Origin of the sequence: Confluentibacter lentus, from assembly GCF_002806995.1 — a bacterium.
Taxonomy (GTDB): domain Bacteria; phylum Bacteroidota; class Bacteroidia; order Flavobacteriales; family Flavobacteriaceae; genus Confluentibacter; species Confluentibacter lentus.
On record NZ_NIHE01000001.1, the window covers coordinates 88,700 to 104,749 of the forward strand.

A 16,050-nucleotide genomic window follows, 5' to 3' on the forward strand; every position below is an offset into this window, starting at 1 on the left:
TTTTTTTTTAGAATGTTAAGTTTAACCCTATCATATAGTTACGTGTGCTTGGTGTATTAACACCAATCGTAGGAATATTTTGAGAATAAGGTCCTCCTCCAACTGCTGCATTTTGACCTCCTAGAGAGTTTGTTTCTGGATCCATTCCAGATTCTTTATGGTATGGTGAAAACAACACAAATGGATTTTGAACCGTAGCATATAAACGAAGTCTTTCTAAACCAATTTTACTAAGAATATCTTGATCAAAGTTATACCCTAGTGTTATGGTACGAACTTTAAGATAAGAAGCATCAAAATACCCTAAAGTACTAGCATATTTTTGGTTATCGCCACTTTGTATTCCACCAGGAGCTGGATATTTAGCACCCGTATTGGTTGGTGTCCAGTAATCTACATCAACATTGTTTCTTCTACCTGTAAGCAAGTTAAGATACCCTTGTCCACTATATACAGTACTAATTAATATGCCTCCACTTTTAAAGGCACCTACCATACTTAAATCGAAATTTTTGTATGCTAAACGGGTATTAAAACCTCCTTGAAAATCAGGCGTAGGATCTTGTATGATTCTATCATCTGCTCCTATTGCTCTAGTTGGAGACCCATCAGGATTAAAATCACCAGTATATTGTACTTTAATCATTCCTGGAGCGCCTCCTGGCTCATACTGTTGTAAATACTGAAAATCTGGATCTGTTGTGTTCCAAAGGCCAACATACTTTTGGTCATAAATTACGTTAATTGGGCTACCTACAAACCAATTGTTACCAACATTCTCTAATTCCCCTGAAGCTAAAGCTGTAATTTTATTTCTATTGGTATACAGATTAAGCCCTGCTTCCCAAGATAAACCATCAGGATTATCTATAATAACGCCATTAAGAGCTATTTCAAGACCTTTATTTTCCGTAGCACCTATATTACTTGTAACTCCACCTACACCAGATGTGATAGGAAGACCTAAATTATAAAGTATATCCTTTGTTTTGGTAATATAGTATTCAACCGAACCAGAAAGTCTGCTTTTGAACAATCCGAATTCTAAACCATAATTATAAGTTTCGGAAAACTCCCATCCTAATGTAGGGTTTGGTAAGGTGCTCACATAGTAACCCGTTGCAAATGTATCACCGAAATTATAATCTCTTGCTGTTAATCTTCCTTGTGTAGAATAAGCACCAATAGCTTGGTTAGATGTTTCTCCATAACCTGCACGTAGTTTTAATTGGTCTATAAACCCAACATTTTCCATAAACGATTCGTTATGTATATTCCAACCTACAGATATCGCGGGGTATGTCACCCATTTGTATCCTTCTGCTAATCTAGAAGATCCGTCAGATCTAACTGTAGCCGTAATTAAGTAACGGTTATCGAATTGGTACATAGCTCTAGCCATATATGATAGTAAACCCGTTTCTGATAAATTAGTCCCATAACCCGTAATATCTTCTGCTAGCGCAGTATCTAGGTTATAAAACAAGAACTGCTCATTAGGAACATTCCTAACACTCAAACCTACATCATCAAATTTACTTTTCTGAGCCGAAAATAGACCAACAAAATTCACTTGATGTTTATCGGCAAAAGTTCTGTCAAAAAGTAGTTGGTTTTCAATAACATAATCTTGTGTAAGGGAACTATTATAACTTGCAGAAGATGGATTGGCATCATTATAATTAAACACGCCTCTACCTGTAAAGTTACCATCTCTAGATACTCGCAAATTTAAACCAATATTAATTCGATATTTTAAACCCTCAATGCTAGGTATTTTGGCCTCAGCATATATGTTATTGTATGTACCAAAATCCAATTGATCATTAACTCTACCTAATCCAACATTATTTATTGCATGTCTTGTAGGAATCCAACTGTCATCTGCTTGAGATTGAAATTTCTCTTGTATTGTTCCATCAGCGTTAAATGGATTGAAAAGTGGAGATGCACTTATTATATTTCCAACTCCAATAATAGAACTAGCCTTATTAAAGTTCATCACAGAGTTTAAACCAAAACGAAACGCTCCAACTTCTTGGTCAACCTGTGCACGTAAAGAATATCTTTCAAAAAATTCAGCAGGTACAACTGACGTTTCTTTAAAATAACCCATACCTATATTGTACGACCCTCCTTGAGTACCACCTTGAACACTGATGTCATGACTGGTTTGTAATCCAGTACCATAAAATAAATCTTGCCAATCAGTATTATTATTAGGATCTTCATCACCTGCAGTAGCATAAATAGGGCTACCTCCTCGGCTCGGGTGATCAGCAGTTGCTTGACGTAAAGCTAAAAGTTGCGGACCATTCATCATCGGGTATTTACCAAAAACCTCTTTGGTTGCATAATACGTATTATATGAGAATCTTGCTTTTTGCCCTTGTTTACCAGATTTTGTTGTTATTAAAATAACCCCATTGGCACCTCTGGAACCATAAATAGCCGTAGCTGAGGCATCTTTTAAGATGTCCAAGCTTTCAATATCATTCATGTTGATGTCACTAAGACCTCCCGAAAAAGGAATACCATTCAGTACAACTAAAGGATCATTATTTGCTGATAATGAACGTACACCACGAATTTGGATTTGCGGAGCAGCTCCAGGTCTGGAATTAGTTGTTGATATTTGAACACCAGCCGCACGACCTTGAAGTGCCTGTTGGAAGTTGGCAGCTTGAACTTCACCCAATTCCTCTCCTTTAATAGAAACAACAGAACCCGTAACAGATTCTCTCCTTTGAGTACCATAACCAATTACAACCACTTCATTCAAGGCTGATACATCTTGATCTAAAGTGACATTAATAACCGATTGGCTACCAACAGTTAATTCTTTGGTTACATAACCAAGGTAAGAAAACACTAACACAGCATTGTTACCAGATACACTAAGGGAATAGTTCCCATCAAAATCTGTATTAGTACCTGTAGTAGTACCTTTAACAATGACATTCACGCCAAGCATGGGCACACCCGACTCATCTATTACCGTACCTCTTACGGTTTTTTGTGCATTGGCGTTAACAACCATAGATAAAAACAAGATTGTTGAACAAATAATTTTGAGAAACCATGGACGACTTCTCCTAGAATAAAATAGTAAAATTACATTTTGCATAAAATAAAATTTAGTTAATGTTAATAAAGTTTAGTTAAAATTTAATCTTAAACGAGTATTTCGAAAAGTTGAAAAAAATGCATTAATAAAAATTCAGGCATTCTTAAATTTAATACCATACTATTTTTACGAACTCCCTTAAAAACCCATCACTGTAACAGTATTTATAAGAAAAATAAATTTTGAAACATAGACTACCAAATATCATATTTAACATTGATTTGGGTTATCAATAAATGAACATTCTCTTTAAAATTTAAAACACTAGTGAGGATTTAAAATAATATGCTATTTATAAATACATTATTAGGATTTATAACATGCTCTTTTTGTAAAAAACAAGATTAGGATACGTTTCAGTAGTGAAACGCATAGAGAAGTTGAACTTTTTTAAAGCATAAATAAATTAAAACAAACCGTGTTTTTATAATTGTCTTTTAAATATTTTGTTCCAGATATTCAGAGGGCGCCTTACCATATTCTTCCTTAAAAGACGTAGTGAAATAAGAAGCAGAATTAAAACCTGTTAGGTAAGCTATTTCAGCTAGCGCATATTTTTGCGTATCCATAAGTTTCAAGGCCTGTTTAATCCTAACCATTCTAATAAAATTAACAACAGATTTGCCTGTAAGTGCCTTAATTTTCCTGTAAACTTGCATGCGGCTCAAATTAAAAAGTTCGGCGATAGAATTAACTCCCAATTGGGGATTTTGTATATTTTCTATAATATAGTCAATGGCTCTTTGAAGAAATTCTTGATCAATTTCGTTCTGGGCCACTTTATTGGGCAACAAATAAACATCCTTACTAAACTGTGAATACAATTTTTGACGGGATTCAATAATTTGGTTTACTTGTACCATTAAAAAGCGAATGCTGAAAGGCTTGGTAATATAAACATCGGCCCCAGTCTCAATACCTGCAATCTGATCATCAACTGTTGTTCTGGCGGTTAGAAGTATAAAAGGAATGTGACTTGTTTTTAAGTTGGTTTTTATATCCCTGCAAAGTTCAATGCCATTTTTGATAGGCATTAAAATATCACTTATAATTAAATCGGGACTTGTTTCTAAAGCCATATCTAACCCTTCTTGACCATTTTTAGCTTCAATAACATGGAATTGGTACTTTAGTTCGAGGGCTAAATATTTTCTCAACTCATCATTGTCTTCTACAATGAGTATTTGCGGCTTATCATCATTATCTTCGTCTTCTAAATCATAATCACGGGTTTCCATAGGATTCAACGATTCCGCAACAGTATCAATGCATTCTGGTATCTCACCAATGCTATCCTCAGAATATATTTCCTTATCAATAGGAATCAATATAACGAATAACGTTTCATGATTGGGTTTACTTTCCACTTTAATGGTTCCATGGTGTAATTCCACCAGTCCTTTTGTTAAAGAAAGACCGATGCCCGTTCCCGAATTAGCAATAGCTGTCGATGATGTAGCTTGATAAAATTTATCAAAAATAAAAGGCAATTCATTTTCTGGTATGCCAATGCCATTATCCACAATACTTAGCTCTAAGCAACGTGACTTCAACTGTTGTTCACCTACGATAGCTTCTTTAGAATTAATGATGATATTTATTTGACCTTTATCTGATGTGAACTTAAAGGCGTTTGAAAGGATATTTACCAATATTTTATCTAATTTATCATGATCGAACCATCCATTAAGTGAGCCAACCATACTGTGGATACCAAAATGGATGTTTCTCTTTTTGGAAATATCATTAAAGGAATCAGCTATATCAGCAATAAATTTAACCAATTCACCATGCTGTACTTGTAGTTTTAATTTGGCATTCTCAAGCTTATTAAAATCCATTAATTCATTGACAAGGCGCAACATTTTGTTGGAACTTGCTTGAATGGCACCTATTCTTTCTTTCACATTAAATGGCAATTCCTCCATGGCACTTAAGCTTTCCAATGGCATGGCAATAAGACTTAAAGGTGTTCTAAACTCATGGGAAATGTTTGTGAAGAATTGCGTTTTCGACTCACTTAGTTGATGCTCTCTTTCTCGAGCCATGCGTTCCATAACCAATTGGTTTTTCATGCGAATACGCTCCATACGAACCCTTGAAAGGAAATAAATAACCGTAGCAATAAAAATGACATATATGCCTATGGCCCACCAAGTCTTCCACCATATTTGCTTGATGGTGATTTCTAACCGTTGGGTATCGCTCCATACGCCATCTCTATTGGATGCTTTTAATAAAAAAACATAATCTCCCGGATCTATATTAGTATAGGTGGCACTTAGCCTTGAACCAATACAATTCCAATCTGTATCAAATCCCTCTAACATATAACAGTATTTATAGTTAGGTGAATTACCATACTTAAGACCAACAAAATCGAGTGCGAAAGATCGCTCATTATAATTAAGTTCTATACTTGAAGCAAGACTTATGTGTTTATCTAATGGAGAATTGAGGGTTTGAATTTCAACCGATTTGTTGTTAATCCTCAAATCCGTTAAATATACCGTTGGCTTTTTTGATTGTATTTTAATACTATCTGGATAAAACGCATTAAATCCATTATTACTTGCAAAAAACAATTTACCTGTACTGGTGGTGATTGAATTATTATAAAGATTATTGGACGACAGGCCATCTGATATGTCATAATTAGTAATTACATTAGTTCGAGTATCTAACTTAGACAAGCCCATATTCCCACTAAGCCAGATATTACCTATAGAATCCATCAATATAGACCTAACCGTATTACTTGACAATCCATCTTTCTTTTGAAACGTTTTGAAGTCGTTACTCTGCCTAGGTTTCAAAACCATACCGTTATCAGTAGTTCCAAACCATAAGTTATGATGGGCATCTTCATAGATACATTGTATACTGTTGCTAGCAAACCTAGCTCCTTCTAAATCTTTCATATACAATTTGTAACTAAATGAACCATTATTATTTCTAGCTAATTTATACAACCCATACATGGTACCTACCCACAAAGCGTTTTCCGAATCTTCTAAAATAGAACTCACATAAGCCCTGTTTGAAATATGCAAGGGATTATCTTGTTCATATAAATTAGCAAACTGTTGCTTTTTTTTATCAAAATAGAACAATCCACTACCATTTGAACCACACCAAATAACACCCTTTTTGTCTTTATATAAATAAGACGCCTTGTTGTCTCCAAAACCTCCCGATTTAATGGTGTAGTTAACAACATTGTTATTTACAAGGTTTATTTTATAGACGCCATTTGCACCCGTACCAACCCATAGGTTGTTATCATTATCAAACGCTAGAGCTGTTAGAACATGGGGTAACATTTTATTATTAATTTGATCTTGGCGTTTTAAACTATTTGTTTTTTTATCCAACATAACAAGACCAATACCATCGTAAGTAATCCAAACATTTCCGCTTTTGTCTTCAGCAAAGGCTCTTACGTCCTTGCCATCTAAGTCATTTTGTTGAAAATCACCCAATAGATAGGAATCAAATTTTCCTGAATTATTATCAATTAAATATATTCCTTTATTAAAAGTCCCAATCCAAATAAGCCCAGCATCATCTTTATAAACCGATCTTACCGAATTGGTTGGCAAGCCTTTACTGGTTCCTTTATTATCTCTGAAAGAAATTGCTTTATGTGCTTTAGTATCAAAATAGTTTAATCCTGAATTTTCTCCGCCAATCCAAAAATTGTCCTTATCATCCATTACCATTGTTAAAATATCATTCCATCCTGCTCCAAGTTTGTTGTTCTTGTTAGTAACTACAATCTCAGATGAATAATAACCTTGGTTCTTTGTTAATTTATGAATTTCGCCATCAAAAGTTGAAAACCAAATATTTTGTTTGCTATCTTTAATTAACTGCGTAACTTGTTTTGCTGGCAAGTTCCCATCTTTAAACTTTAAGGAAACTATGGATTTACTTTTAGCATCAAACACTTCTATACCACCTTTTGAGGCGCACCACAATAAATCGTCAGTGTATAAAAAATTGGTGATATAATTTTTTGCCAAAGGGCTAGTATGTACATTTATGCCACTTGCATAAAAAAAAGTAGACGTTTTTTGATTATAAATATTAACACCGCCTCCTAAGGTCCCTATCCAAACATTATCTTGCTTATCAAATGATAAAGTAGTTATATAACTATTGTTTAAGTGGTTTTTGTTGGATGCTATAGAATCAACATTTATAAAATTATCTTTTTCCCTGTCATATAAGCTTATCCCTTGTGCAGTACCAACCCATAATCTATAATTAGAATCTTCAGCTATAACATTGATCCCATTATCCACGATGCTGTTTTTATCTTCAGGATTATGTTCATAACGGTAAACCCTAAAACCATCATAGCGCATCAAACCATCTGCGGTACCAATCCACATATATCCTTTACTGTCTTTTAAAAAACATCTACCAAACGTATTAGACAATACCCTATCTGCTACAGGAATAAATGTAGTGCGCTGTGATTGTGATTGAAGATTTGACCCAAACAACAATAGAAACAACAATACCAAGCTGAACAGCAAGGGTTTTGTATTAAATTCTGAAATCATATAATTATTATAAACCTAGATTCTAATCAATTTATTTGGACATATTTCTGTTAGTATTTATCTCCAAATAGCCCATTAAAATGGTGTTTTTTTAATATCGCAATATACCATAAATATAGCTAATTTTCCCTATTTTAATTTCTAACAAATGACCTATTATAACAAGAATAATTAGTTATTTGAGGTAATAATAAAAAACCGAGCCTAATTAATTAACTTTTTCTATTTTTGCCGCATTCTTAATGCGCACGTGGCGGAATTGGTATACGCGCTAGCTTGAGGTGCTAGTATCCGTTTAGGATGTGGAAGTTCGAGTCTTCTCGTGCGCACTTTCAAAATTCAAATATCAAAATTTTTATCTTAACTATATTTTAATTAATATTGTTCAACTTTTACAAAGTATCAATGAACAATATACAGATAAATTTTAGCATAAAAGATTTAGAAAACTTAACTGGTATAAAAGCACACACCATCAGAATCTGGGAAAAACGCTATAATTTACTGAGCCCAAATAGAACCGATACAAATATTAGAAATTATAGTTTAGCCAGTTTTCAAAAACTTTTGAATATTTCGTACTTAAACAATAATGGTATAAAAATTTCTAAGATTGCAAATCTAACAGAAGATGAAATCCCTGCAAAAGTTAGAGAAATAGCCTCTAGAGCGAAAATAGAAAACCACGCCATCAATGCCCTTAAAATGGCTATGATGAATTTTGATCAGGTGCTATTTTACAACACTTATAACAACCTTATAGAAAAGAAAACATTTAGTGAGATTTTTTATAATGTGTTTCTTCCTTTATTAAATGAGATTGGTTTATTGTGGCAAACCAACACCATAACACCAGCTCACGAACATTTTTTATCCGTTCATATAAAACAAAAAATATTAATAAATATTGAAAGACTTCAAAGTCTTGAACCCAAGCCTATAAGTAAAACTTTTGTGCTTTTTTTACCCGATAATGAAATTCACGACATTGGTTTACTTTTTATAAATTACAAATTAAGAAGCAAGGGATACCATACTATTTTTTTAGGTGAAAGTGTTCCTATGGAAAGCTTAAAAGACTTGCTGGAATTTTTTGATGACGTTACCTTCATATCCTATTTTACGGTATATCCAGAAATTCAAGATATACCTTCTTATATAAATACGTTTAATGAATTGCTTCTAAATAAGGAAAACACCAAGCTATTACTTTTAGGCAAAAAACTATCTGATATCGATATTACCATACTTCCTGAAAAAGTTACTATATTTAATTCTATAGAAAACTTAGTTAAAGATTTGTAAATCGATTATATTTGTTTAACTTTTTTATATATTTGTTAAACAATATGAAAAAAACAGTTATTATAATCGGTTCAGGATTTTCTTCGTTGGCAGCTTCTTGTTATTTGGCCAAATATGGCTATGACGTAACTGTATTTGAGAAAAACCAAACCATTGGTGGACGTGCCAGACAATTAGCTAAAGATGGGTTTACTTTTGATATTGGCCCAACATGGTATTGGATGCCCGATGTGTTTGAACGCTTTTTTGCTGATTTTGGAAAATTGCCCTCCGATTATTACACTCTTGAAAAGTTGAATCCTGCTTACAGCGTTTACTTTGGCGAAAACGATTACATGACCATTGAAGATACGTTGGAAAAAATAATGTTTGCTTTTGAAAAGGAAGAAAAAGGAAGTTCCAAAAAACTACATAAGTTTATTGAAAAAGCCAAAAGTAATTATGACATTGCCATCAAAGACTTAGTTTATAATCCTGGCGTTTCCCCTTTAGAATTGGTGACACCAGCTACCATTAAAAAGATAAATCAGTTTTTTAGCACTATTAAAAAAGATGTTCGGAAAGAATTTAAAAATGACAAACTAGTTAAAATTCTTGAGTTTCCCGTGCTGTTTTTGGGTGCTAAACCCAGCGACACGCCTTCTTTTTATAGTTTTATGAATTATGCCGATTTCGGATTAGGCACCTTTCATCCCAAAAAAGGCATGTACCAAGTTATTTTAGCTATTGAAAATTTAGCAAAAGAATTGGGGGTAAATATTATAACTAATGCTTCGGTCGAAAAAATCATTGTTGAAAATGGCAAATCCACAGGCATTGTTTCTAACGGAAAAACATATAAGTCAGATATTGTTGTTAGTGGCGCCGATTATCATCATACCGAAACTCTTTTAGATAAAAGTCAGCGACAATATTCTGAAAACTATTGGAAAAAAAAGACATTCGCACCTTCTTCCCTACTTTTTTATGTTGGGTTTGATAAAAAATTAATCAACGTCTATCATCATACGCTATTTTTTGATGTCGATTTTGATGTGCATGCAGAAGCTATTTATGATGACCCGAAATGGCCTGAAAACCCCTTATTTTATGCCAGTTTCCCAAGTAAAACAGATGAACATGTAGCTCCCGAAGGTAAAGAAGCAGGTATTTTTTTAATTCCATTAGCACCAGGCTTAGAAGACACGCCAGAACTCAGAAACACCTATTTTGAAAAAATTGTGGCTCGTTTTGAGACTTTAACATCACAAAAAATAAAAAATCATATTATATTTAAAGAGTCCTTTTGTATTAATGACTTTATTAAAGATTATAATTCATACAAAGGAAATGCCTACGGCATGGCGAATACATTGACCCAAACTGCTTTTTTGAGACCAAAATTAAAAAGCAAAAAAGTTGAAAATCTCTATTTTACTGGTCAGTTAACCGTACCAGGACCAGGAGTTCCTCCATCGTTGATTTCTGGAAAATTAGTAGCAGATTTAGTTTTAAAACACAATAGTTAAGTTCCATATGACCTCTAAACCAATCCAATAAACAAATGAAAGCATTATTCGACACCGTTTCTTATGACTGTAGCAAGTTGGTAACAAAAACCTACAGTACCTCGTTTTCATTGGCTACTAAAATGTTGTATAAACCCATCAGAAGTGACATATACAACATTTATGGATTCGTGCGGTTTGCAGATGAAATCGTTGATTCTTTTCATGATTTTGATAAAAAAGAACTCTTCGAACACTTTTCCAACGATTTGGAATTAGCACTTAAGCACAAGATTAGCTTAAATCCTATTTTAAATTCATTTCAGTACACTTTTCATAAATATAATATTGACAAAGCTTTGGTTAATGCGTTTATGGCCAGCATGCGATTGGATTTACATAAATCGAAATACCTAACTGAGGAAGAATTTAAAATGTACATCTATGGCTCTGCCGATGTGGTTGGCTTGATGTGTTTAAAAGTATTTGTAAATGGTGATGAGGAAAAATATAATGACCTGAAAGATTCCGCTATGGCTTTGGGTTCTGCCTTTCAAAAAGTTAATTTTTTACGGGATTTAAAAGCGGATTTTGATGATTTGAATAGAAGTTATTTCCCGAAAGCAGATTTAAATAACTTGGATGAAACGTCCAAACAAGATATTATAAATGATATTGAAGCGGATTTTGAAAAAGGCTTAAGCGGCATAAAAAAATTGCCTATTGAAGCCAAATTTGGTGTTTTTATGGCCTACAGGTATTACAGTCAGTTATTGAAAAAACTCAAGAAAACGCCCGCACTACAAATTAAAAATACCAGAATTCGGGTGTCCGATCCAAAAAAAGTAGAGCTTTTAATGCGTAGTTATGTAAAATATCAATTAAATTTATTGTAAATTATAAATCAACAATGCAAACCGTATTCTGGATACTTATTTTTTTAGGAACTTACTGCTTTATGGAGTTTATGGCGTGGTTTACACATAAATACATCATGCATGGTTTTTTATGGAGTTTGCATAAAGATCACCATAAAAAAGATCATGATAGTTGGTTTGAACGCAACGACGCTTTTTTTATTTTTTATGCTGTGGTGAGTATTGGTTTCTTTTTACTTTGGAAATACACCAGTTTTTGGCCCGGATTACCTATTGGCTTAGGCATATTTGCGTATGGTCTCTCCTATTTTATGGTACACGATATTTTTATTCATCAACGATTTAAAATCTTTAGAGATGCCAATAATTGGTACGCAAAAGGCGTGAGACGCGCCCACAAAATGCACCACAAACATATTGGTAAAGAAGATGGCGAATGTTTCGGGATGCTCTTCGTACCTTTTAAATATTTCAAGAAATAGATTTTTCAACTTTAGAATGACGAACGACACCCATTTCGATTATATCATTATTGGAAATGGTTTGGCAGGTTTACAATTAGCTCTAAAATTTGCTTCCGATTCATTTTTTAATGACAAGCAAATCGCTTTAATTGATCCCTCCGAAAAAAACAGCAATGACAAAACATGGAGTTTTTGGGAAAAACATTCGTCGCCATGGGATGCTATTGTTCACAAATCATGGCAATATGCCACAATAAAAACCTCAAAGAAAACAATAGCATTAAATCTCGAACCTTATACTTATAAAACCATTCGTGCTATCGATTTTTACAACCATGCTAAAACGCAACTACATCAACACAAAAACATTCATTTTATCTTAGAAGAGGTTGACTACATTGAAGAAACCTCCCAGATTCTTGTGAAAACCAATAAACATATTTACACAGCGTTGCATGTTTTTGATAGTCGAATTCCCGAAGCCTTCTTAAAAACAGCCTCAACATACACTACTATTAAACAACATTTTAAGGGGTGGATAATTAAAACGGATGTACCTACTTTTAATAAAGACTCTATAGTTATGATGGATTATAGGTTGAAAGATGGCGCACAAACTACCTTTACTTATGTATTGCCTTTTTCTGAAACCGAAGCTTTGGTAGAGTTCACATATTTCACGGAAAACATCGTGAATGATACTGTTTACGACCATTTCATAAAAAAATATATTGAAAATTTCCTTAAAATTGACACTTACACTATTACGGAAACCGAAAAAGGAATGATTCCGATGACGACTTTCCCATTTGAAGATTTCAACACCAAACACACTACAAAAATTGGTACTGGTGGAGGTTGGGTAAAAGGATCTACGGGCTATTCATTTAAACATACAGAAAAAAAAGTAGCCTTAATTTTAGCGAATTTAAAAGCAAACAAACATCCTTCACATCAACTATTTAAAGGAAAGTTTAAATTTTACGACACCGTTTTTCTAAAAGTTCTGAAAGATGAAAATGATAAAGGTGAATGGATTTTTCAACAATTTTATGATAAAAATGCCGCACAAACGATGTTTCGCTTTTTAGATGAAGAATCGACTTTTCTTGAAGAACTTAAAATTATGTGGTCATTATTTTCTTGGACATTTATAAAAGCCTTTTTTAAAACACTTTAGCGTATAATATTTATTGGCTTTTCACTTATGTAAGCTTTTAAATTGTCGCTAACAATCCCCATCATTCGCGTTCTCGATTCTTTGGTAGCCCAAGCAATATGAGGTGTAATAATACAATTCTTTGCTTTTAATAATGGATTATCTTTCTTCATAGGTTCAGAAGAAACCACATCAACCGCGGCGTAACCTATTTTTCCTGAATCAAGTGCTTCCCTTAATTCGGCTTCCATAATTAAACCTCCTCGAGAGGTATTGATTAACATCACACCATCTTTCATTTTAGACATATTTTGCTTATTAATAATGCCTTTTGTACTTTCAGTCAAAGGACAATGCAAACTTATAATATCTGATTTTTTAAATAATTCTTCCAACTCCACATACTTACAAGTCTCGGATTCCAACGAATAATCCTTGCTTCTATTATACGCCAAAATATTCAACCCAAACGCCTGTGCCACTTTTGCCGTGGCCTGACCTATGCGTCCAAAACCAATAATCCCCATGGTCTTGCCCGCAAGCTCCATAAGTGGCGTATTCCAAAAACAAAAATCCAATGACTTTGTCCATTCTCCATTCATTACCGCTTTGTTATGATCACCAATGTGATGGCACATTTCTAACAACAGACCCATGGTAAACTGTGCCACAGAATTGGTACTATAATCAGGTACATTGGTCACCAAAATATTTAATTCATGCGCTGTTTCTATATCTATAATGTTATAACCAGTTGCCAAAACTCCGATATACTTAAGATTAGGAACTTGTGTGAGCACCTCTTTGGGAAGGGGAACTTTATTGGTGAATACTACTTCGGCATCTCCAATAGTTTTAATGACCGTTTTAGGACTAAAATCGGTACGATCGTAAACTTTTAAATCACCCAATTGTTGGAGGCCTTCCCACGTTAAATCTCCCGGGTTTAAAGTGTACCCATCTAAAACTACCATGTTCATTTGTGTCTTTTTTAATATGATTAAATTAATGAAAAATGATTCCAACTATTTCAACAAACCATCAATAGTGCTTCTTACCGTTTCACTATTCCAATTCGTGGCGCCACTTTCATCAATGATGATGTTTCCTTCTTTATCGATTAAAAATGTTCTGGGAATGGACGTCACATCAAAAATAGCTGGATAATTACTTGTTGGTCTATAAACTTCAAACGTATATTGCTTTTTCTCTAAAAAAGGCGTGATGTCGCTTAGTTCTTCGTTCGTGACAAAAAGAAATACCACTTTGTCTTTATAATCATCATAAAGCCTTTGCAAACTGGGCATTTCGGCAATACAGGGCGGGCACCAAGTTGCCCAAAAATTGATTAAAATCACTTTGCCTTTTGCTTCTTGAAGATTATACCCAGCATTAGTTCCATCTATTAAGTTCCAGTTATATTCAGTTAATTTGACTGATGCTTCCTTTTTCTCAATTGATGGTTTCCTTATCAGCATGACGCCTTTTTGCAACAACACCTGTATCGGTTTTCGCGTCTGCGGAATGATTAAAACAACGATGATTGCCAAAAAAATGAGATTCTTTATTTTGCTTTTATCCATGATTAAATATCTGAATGTTTAGCCTCTTCCCAAAATACATCCATTTCTGCCAGCGTCATATCTTTAAGTGGCTTGTTAATGGCTTTGGCTTTTTCCTCAAGATACTGAAACCGTTTTGAAAACTTTTTATTGGTGCGTTCTAAAGCGTTCTCTGGATTGATTTTTAAAAATCGGGCATAATTGACCATCGAAAACAATACATCGCCAAATTCACTTTCCATGGCGTTTTTATCACCTAACTCCACTTCAGTTTTAAATTCATTCAGTTCTTCTTGCACTTTTTCCCAAACTTGCTCTGGTTTTTTCCAATCGAAACCAACACCAGCTACTTTTTCTTGTATTCTATTGGCTTTTACTAAGGCTGGAAGACTATTAGGCACACCTTCCAAAACACTTTTCTTCCCTTCCTTTAATTTTAAGTTTTCCCAATTGCGCTTCACATCCTCTTCATTCTCCACTTTTACATCGCCATAAATATGTGGATGCCTGCTTATTAATTTTTCGCAAATGCTATTACAAACATCTGCAATATCAAAACTGTTGGTTTCACTGCCTATTTTAGCATAAAACACAATATGCAGCAACACATCGCCCAATTCCTTTTTAACTTCCTCCAAATCGTTATCTAAAATGGCATCACCAAGTTCGTAAGTTTCTTCAATGGTTAAATGGCGTAATGTTTCCATGGTTTGCTTTTTGTCCCAGGGACATTGCGCACGCAACTCATCCATAATAGTTAACAAACGGTCGAAGGCTTTTAGCTGATGGTCTCTTGTATTCATGAAAAGTGTTTTAGTAAAAATACAATTATAATCAATTTTAAATACAAAATTAAGCTTTCGCCTCCATTAACAAGCAACCCCAGTTAACAAACTCGATATCAGTTTGTAACATCTTTAAGAAGCAATCGTCGTACTCAAAAAACATAAAAAATGAACTCAAGAACAAACACAAAAATTTTAGAAGACGTTAGGATAAATGTAAAACTTAAACTTGCAGGCATTTGGACGGCAGTAACGTTATGCTATATTTACGCAGACATTGTTGGATTTTATCAGCCTGGTGCAATTGATGGCATATTATCCGGAAAAATGGGACCACTCGGGTCTACAACTCAAGAATTATTATTGGCAGTTGCAATATTCATGTCAACTCCCTGTGCTATGGTTTTCGTCTCCATCTTCTTCAAACCTAAAATAAATCGCTGGTTGAACATCATTTTTGGCATAATCCATACAGTTGCCATGATTTTAACTATGTTTATGGGCCCTTGGACTTTTTACTTATACTTTGGGATTATTGAAGTTATCTTTACTCTACTGATTGTTTGGTTTGCTTGGAATTGGCCTAAGGTTATTGAAATCAAAGAAACATAACGAATGTTTAATCGTATTAACATTCAACGAGATAATTTATTTTTTTTATAAAATAATTCAACCTTTGAACCATAAAAAAATCCAGCAAAAAGCTGGATTT

The 16,050-nt window shown here is 33.8% G+C and carries 11 protein-coding genes and 1 tRNA gene; 7 read left to right on the forward strand and 5 right to left on the reverse strand.

Annotated features, from left to right (window positions below; translation table 11 throughout):
- Positions 1 to 7: 7 nt before the first annotated feature.
- Positions 8 to 3,040: a SusC/RagA family TonB-linked outer membrane protein gene (locus tag CDH50_RS00405; RefSeq protein ID WP_232731927.1), complete on the reverse strand. Its 3,033-nt coding sequence runs from the start codon at positions 3,038 to 3,040 to the stop codon at positions 8 to 10.
- 524 nt (positions 3,041 to 3,564) lie between these two features.
- Positions 3,565 to 7,698 carry a hybrid sensor histidine kinase/response regulator transcription factor gene (locus CDH50_RS00410; RefSeq protein WP_100609925.1) on the reverse strand — a complete coding sequence of 1,378 codons (4,134 nt, stop codon included), beginning with the start codon at positions 7,696 to 7,698 and terminating at the stop codon, positions 3,565 to 3,567.
- A gap of 244 nt (positions 7,699 to 7,942) precedes the next feature.
- Between CDH50_RS00410 and CDH50_RS00415 the strand changes: the two genes are divergently transcribed.
- From CDH50_RS00415 to CDH50_RS00440, 6 genes are all read left to right on the forward strand, one after another.
- Positions 7,943 to 8,027 (forward strand) — tRNA-Leu (locus CDH50_RS00415).
- 76 nt (positions 8,028 to 8,103) lie between these two features.
- A complete protein-coding gene (locus CDH50_RS00420) occupies positions 8,104 to 9,003 on the forward strand; it encodes a MerR family transcriptional regulator (RefSeq protein WP_100609926.1) in 900 nt (299 codons plus the stop codon).
- Between the two features lie 44 nt (positions 9,004 to 9,047).
- A complete protein-coding gene (locus CDH50_RS00425) occupies positions 9,048 to 10,511 on the forward strand; it encodes a phytoene desaturase family protein (RefSeq protein ID WP_100609927.1) in 1,464 nt (487 codons plus the stop codon).
- A gap of 35 nt (positions 10,512 to 10,546) precedes the next feature.
- Positions 10,547 to 11,386: a phytoene/squalene synthase family protein gene (locus CDH50_RS00430; RefSeq protein WP_100609928.1), complete on the forward strand. Its 840-nt coding sequence runs from the start codon at positions 10,547 to 10,549 to the stop codon at positions 11,384 to 11,386.
- Positions 11,387 to 11,400: 14 nt separating this feature from the next.
- Complete coding sequence (locus tag CDH50_RS00435) at positions 11,401 to 11,850, forward strand: sterol desaturase family protein (RefSeq protein WP_100609929.1); 450 nt, start codon at positions 11,401 to 11,403, stop codon at positions 11,848 to 11,850.
- 16 nt (positions 11,851 to 11,866) lie between these two features.
- Positions 11,867 to 13,012 carry a lycopene cyclase family protein gene (locus CDH50_RS00440; RefSeq protein ID WP_100609930.1) on the forward strand — a complete coding sequence of 382 codons (1,146 nt, stop codon included), beginning with the start codon at positions 11,867 to 11,869 and terminating at the stop codon, positions 13,010 to 13,012.
- Here CDH50_RS00440 and CDH50_RS00445 read toward each other — a convergent pair.
- From CDH50_RS00445 to mazG, 3 genes are read right to left on the reverse strand one after another with little or no spacing between them, the layout of a single operon-like run.
- The gene (locus tag CDH50_RS00445) at positions 13,009 to 13,971 is read right to left on the reverse strand and encodes a D-2-hydroxyacid dehydrogenase (RefSeq protein WP_100609931.1); all 963 of its coding nucleotides are present in this window, start codon (positions 13,969 to 13,971) and stop codon (positions 13,009 to 13,011) included. The genes CDH50_RS00440 and CDH50_RS00445 overlap by 4 nt on opposite strands.
- 45 nt (positions 13,972 to 14,016) lie before the next feature.
- Positions 14,017 to 14,574: a TlpA family protein disulfide reductase gene (locus tag CDH50_RS00450; protein ID WP_100609932.1), complete on the reverse strand. Its 558-nt coding sequence runs from the start codon at positions 14,572 to 14,574 to the stop codon at positions 14,017 to 14,019.
- 2 nt (positions 14,575 to 14,576) lie between these two features.
- A complete protein-coding gene (mazG, locus tag CDH50_RS00455) occupies positions 14,577 to 15,356 on the reverse strand; it encodes a nucleoside triphosphate pyrophosphohydrolase (RefSeq protein WP_100609933.1) in 780 nt (259 codons plus the stop codon).
- Positions 15,357 to 15,506: 150 nt separating this feature from the next.
- On the opposite strand from mazG, the gene CDH50_RS00460 reads away from it, so the two are divergent.
- On the forward strand, positions 15,507 to 15,950 hold the full coding sequence (locus tag CDH50_RS00460) for a DUF6326 family protein (RefSeq protein ID WP_100609934.1): 444 nt from the start codon (positions 15,507 to 15,509) through the stop codon (positions 15,948 to 15,950).
- Positions 15,951 to 16,050: the final 100 nt, after the last annotated feature.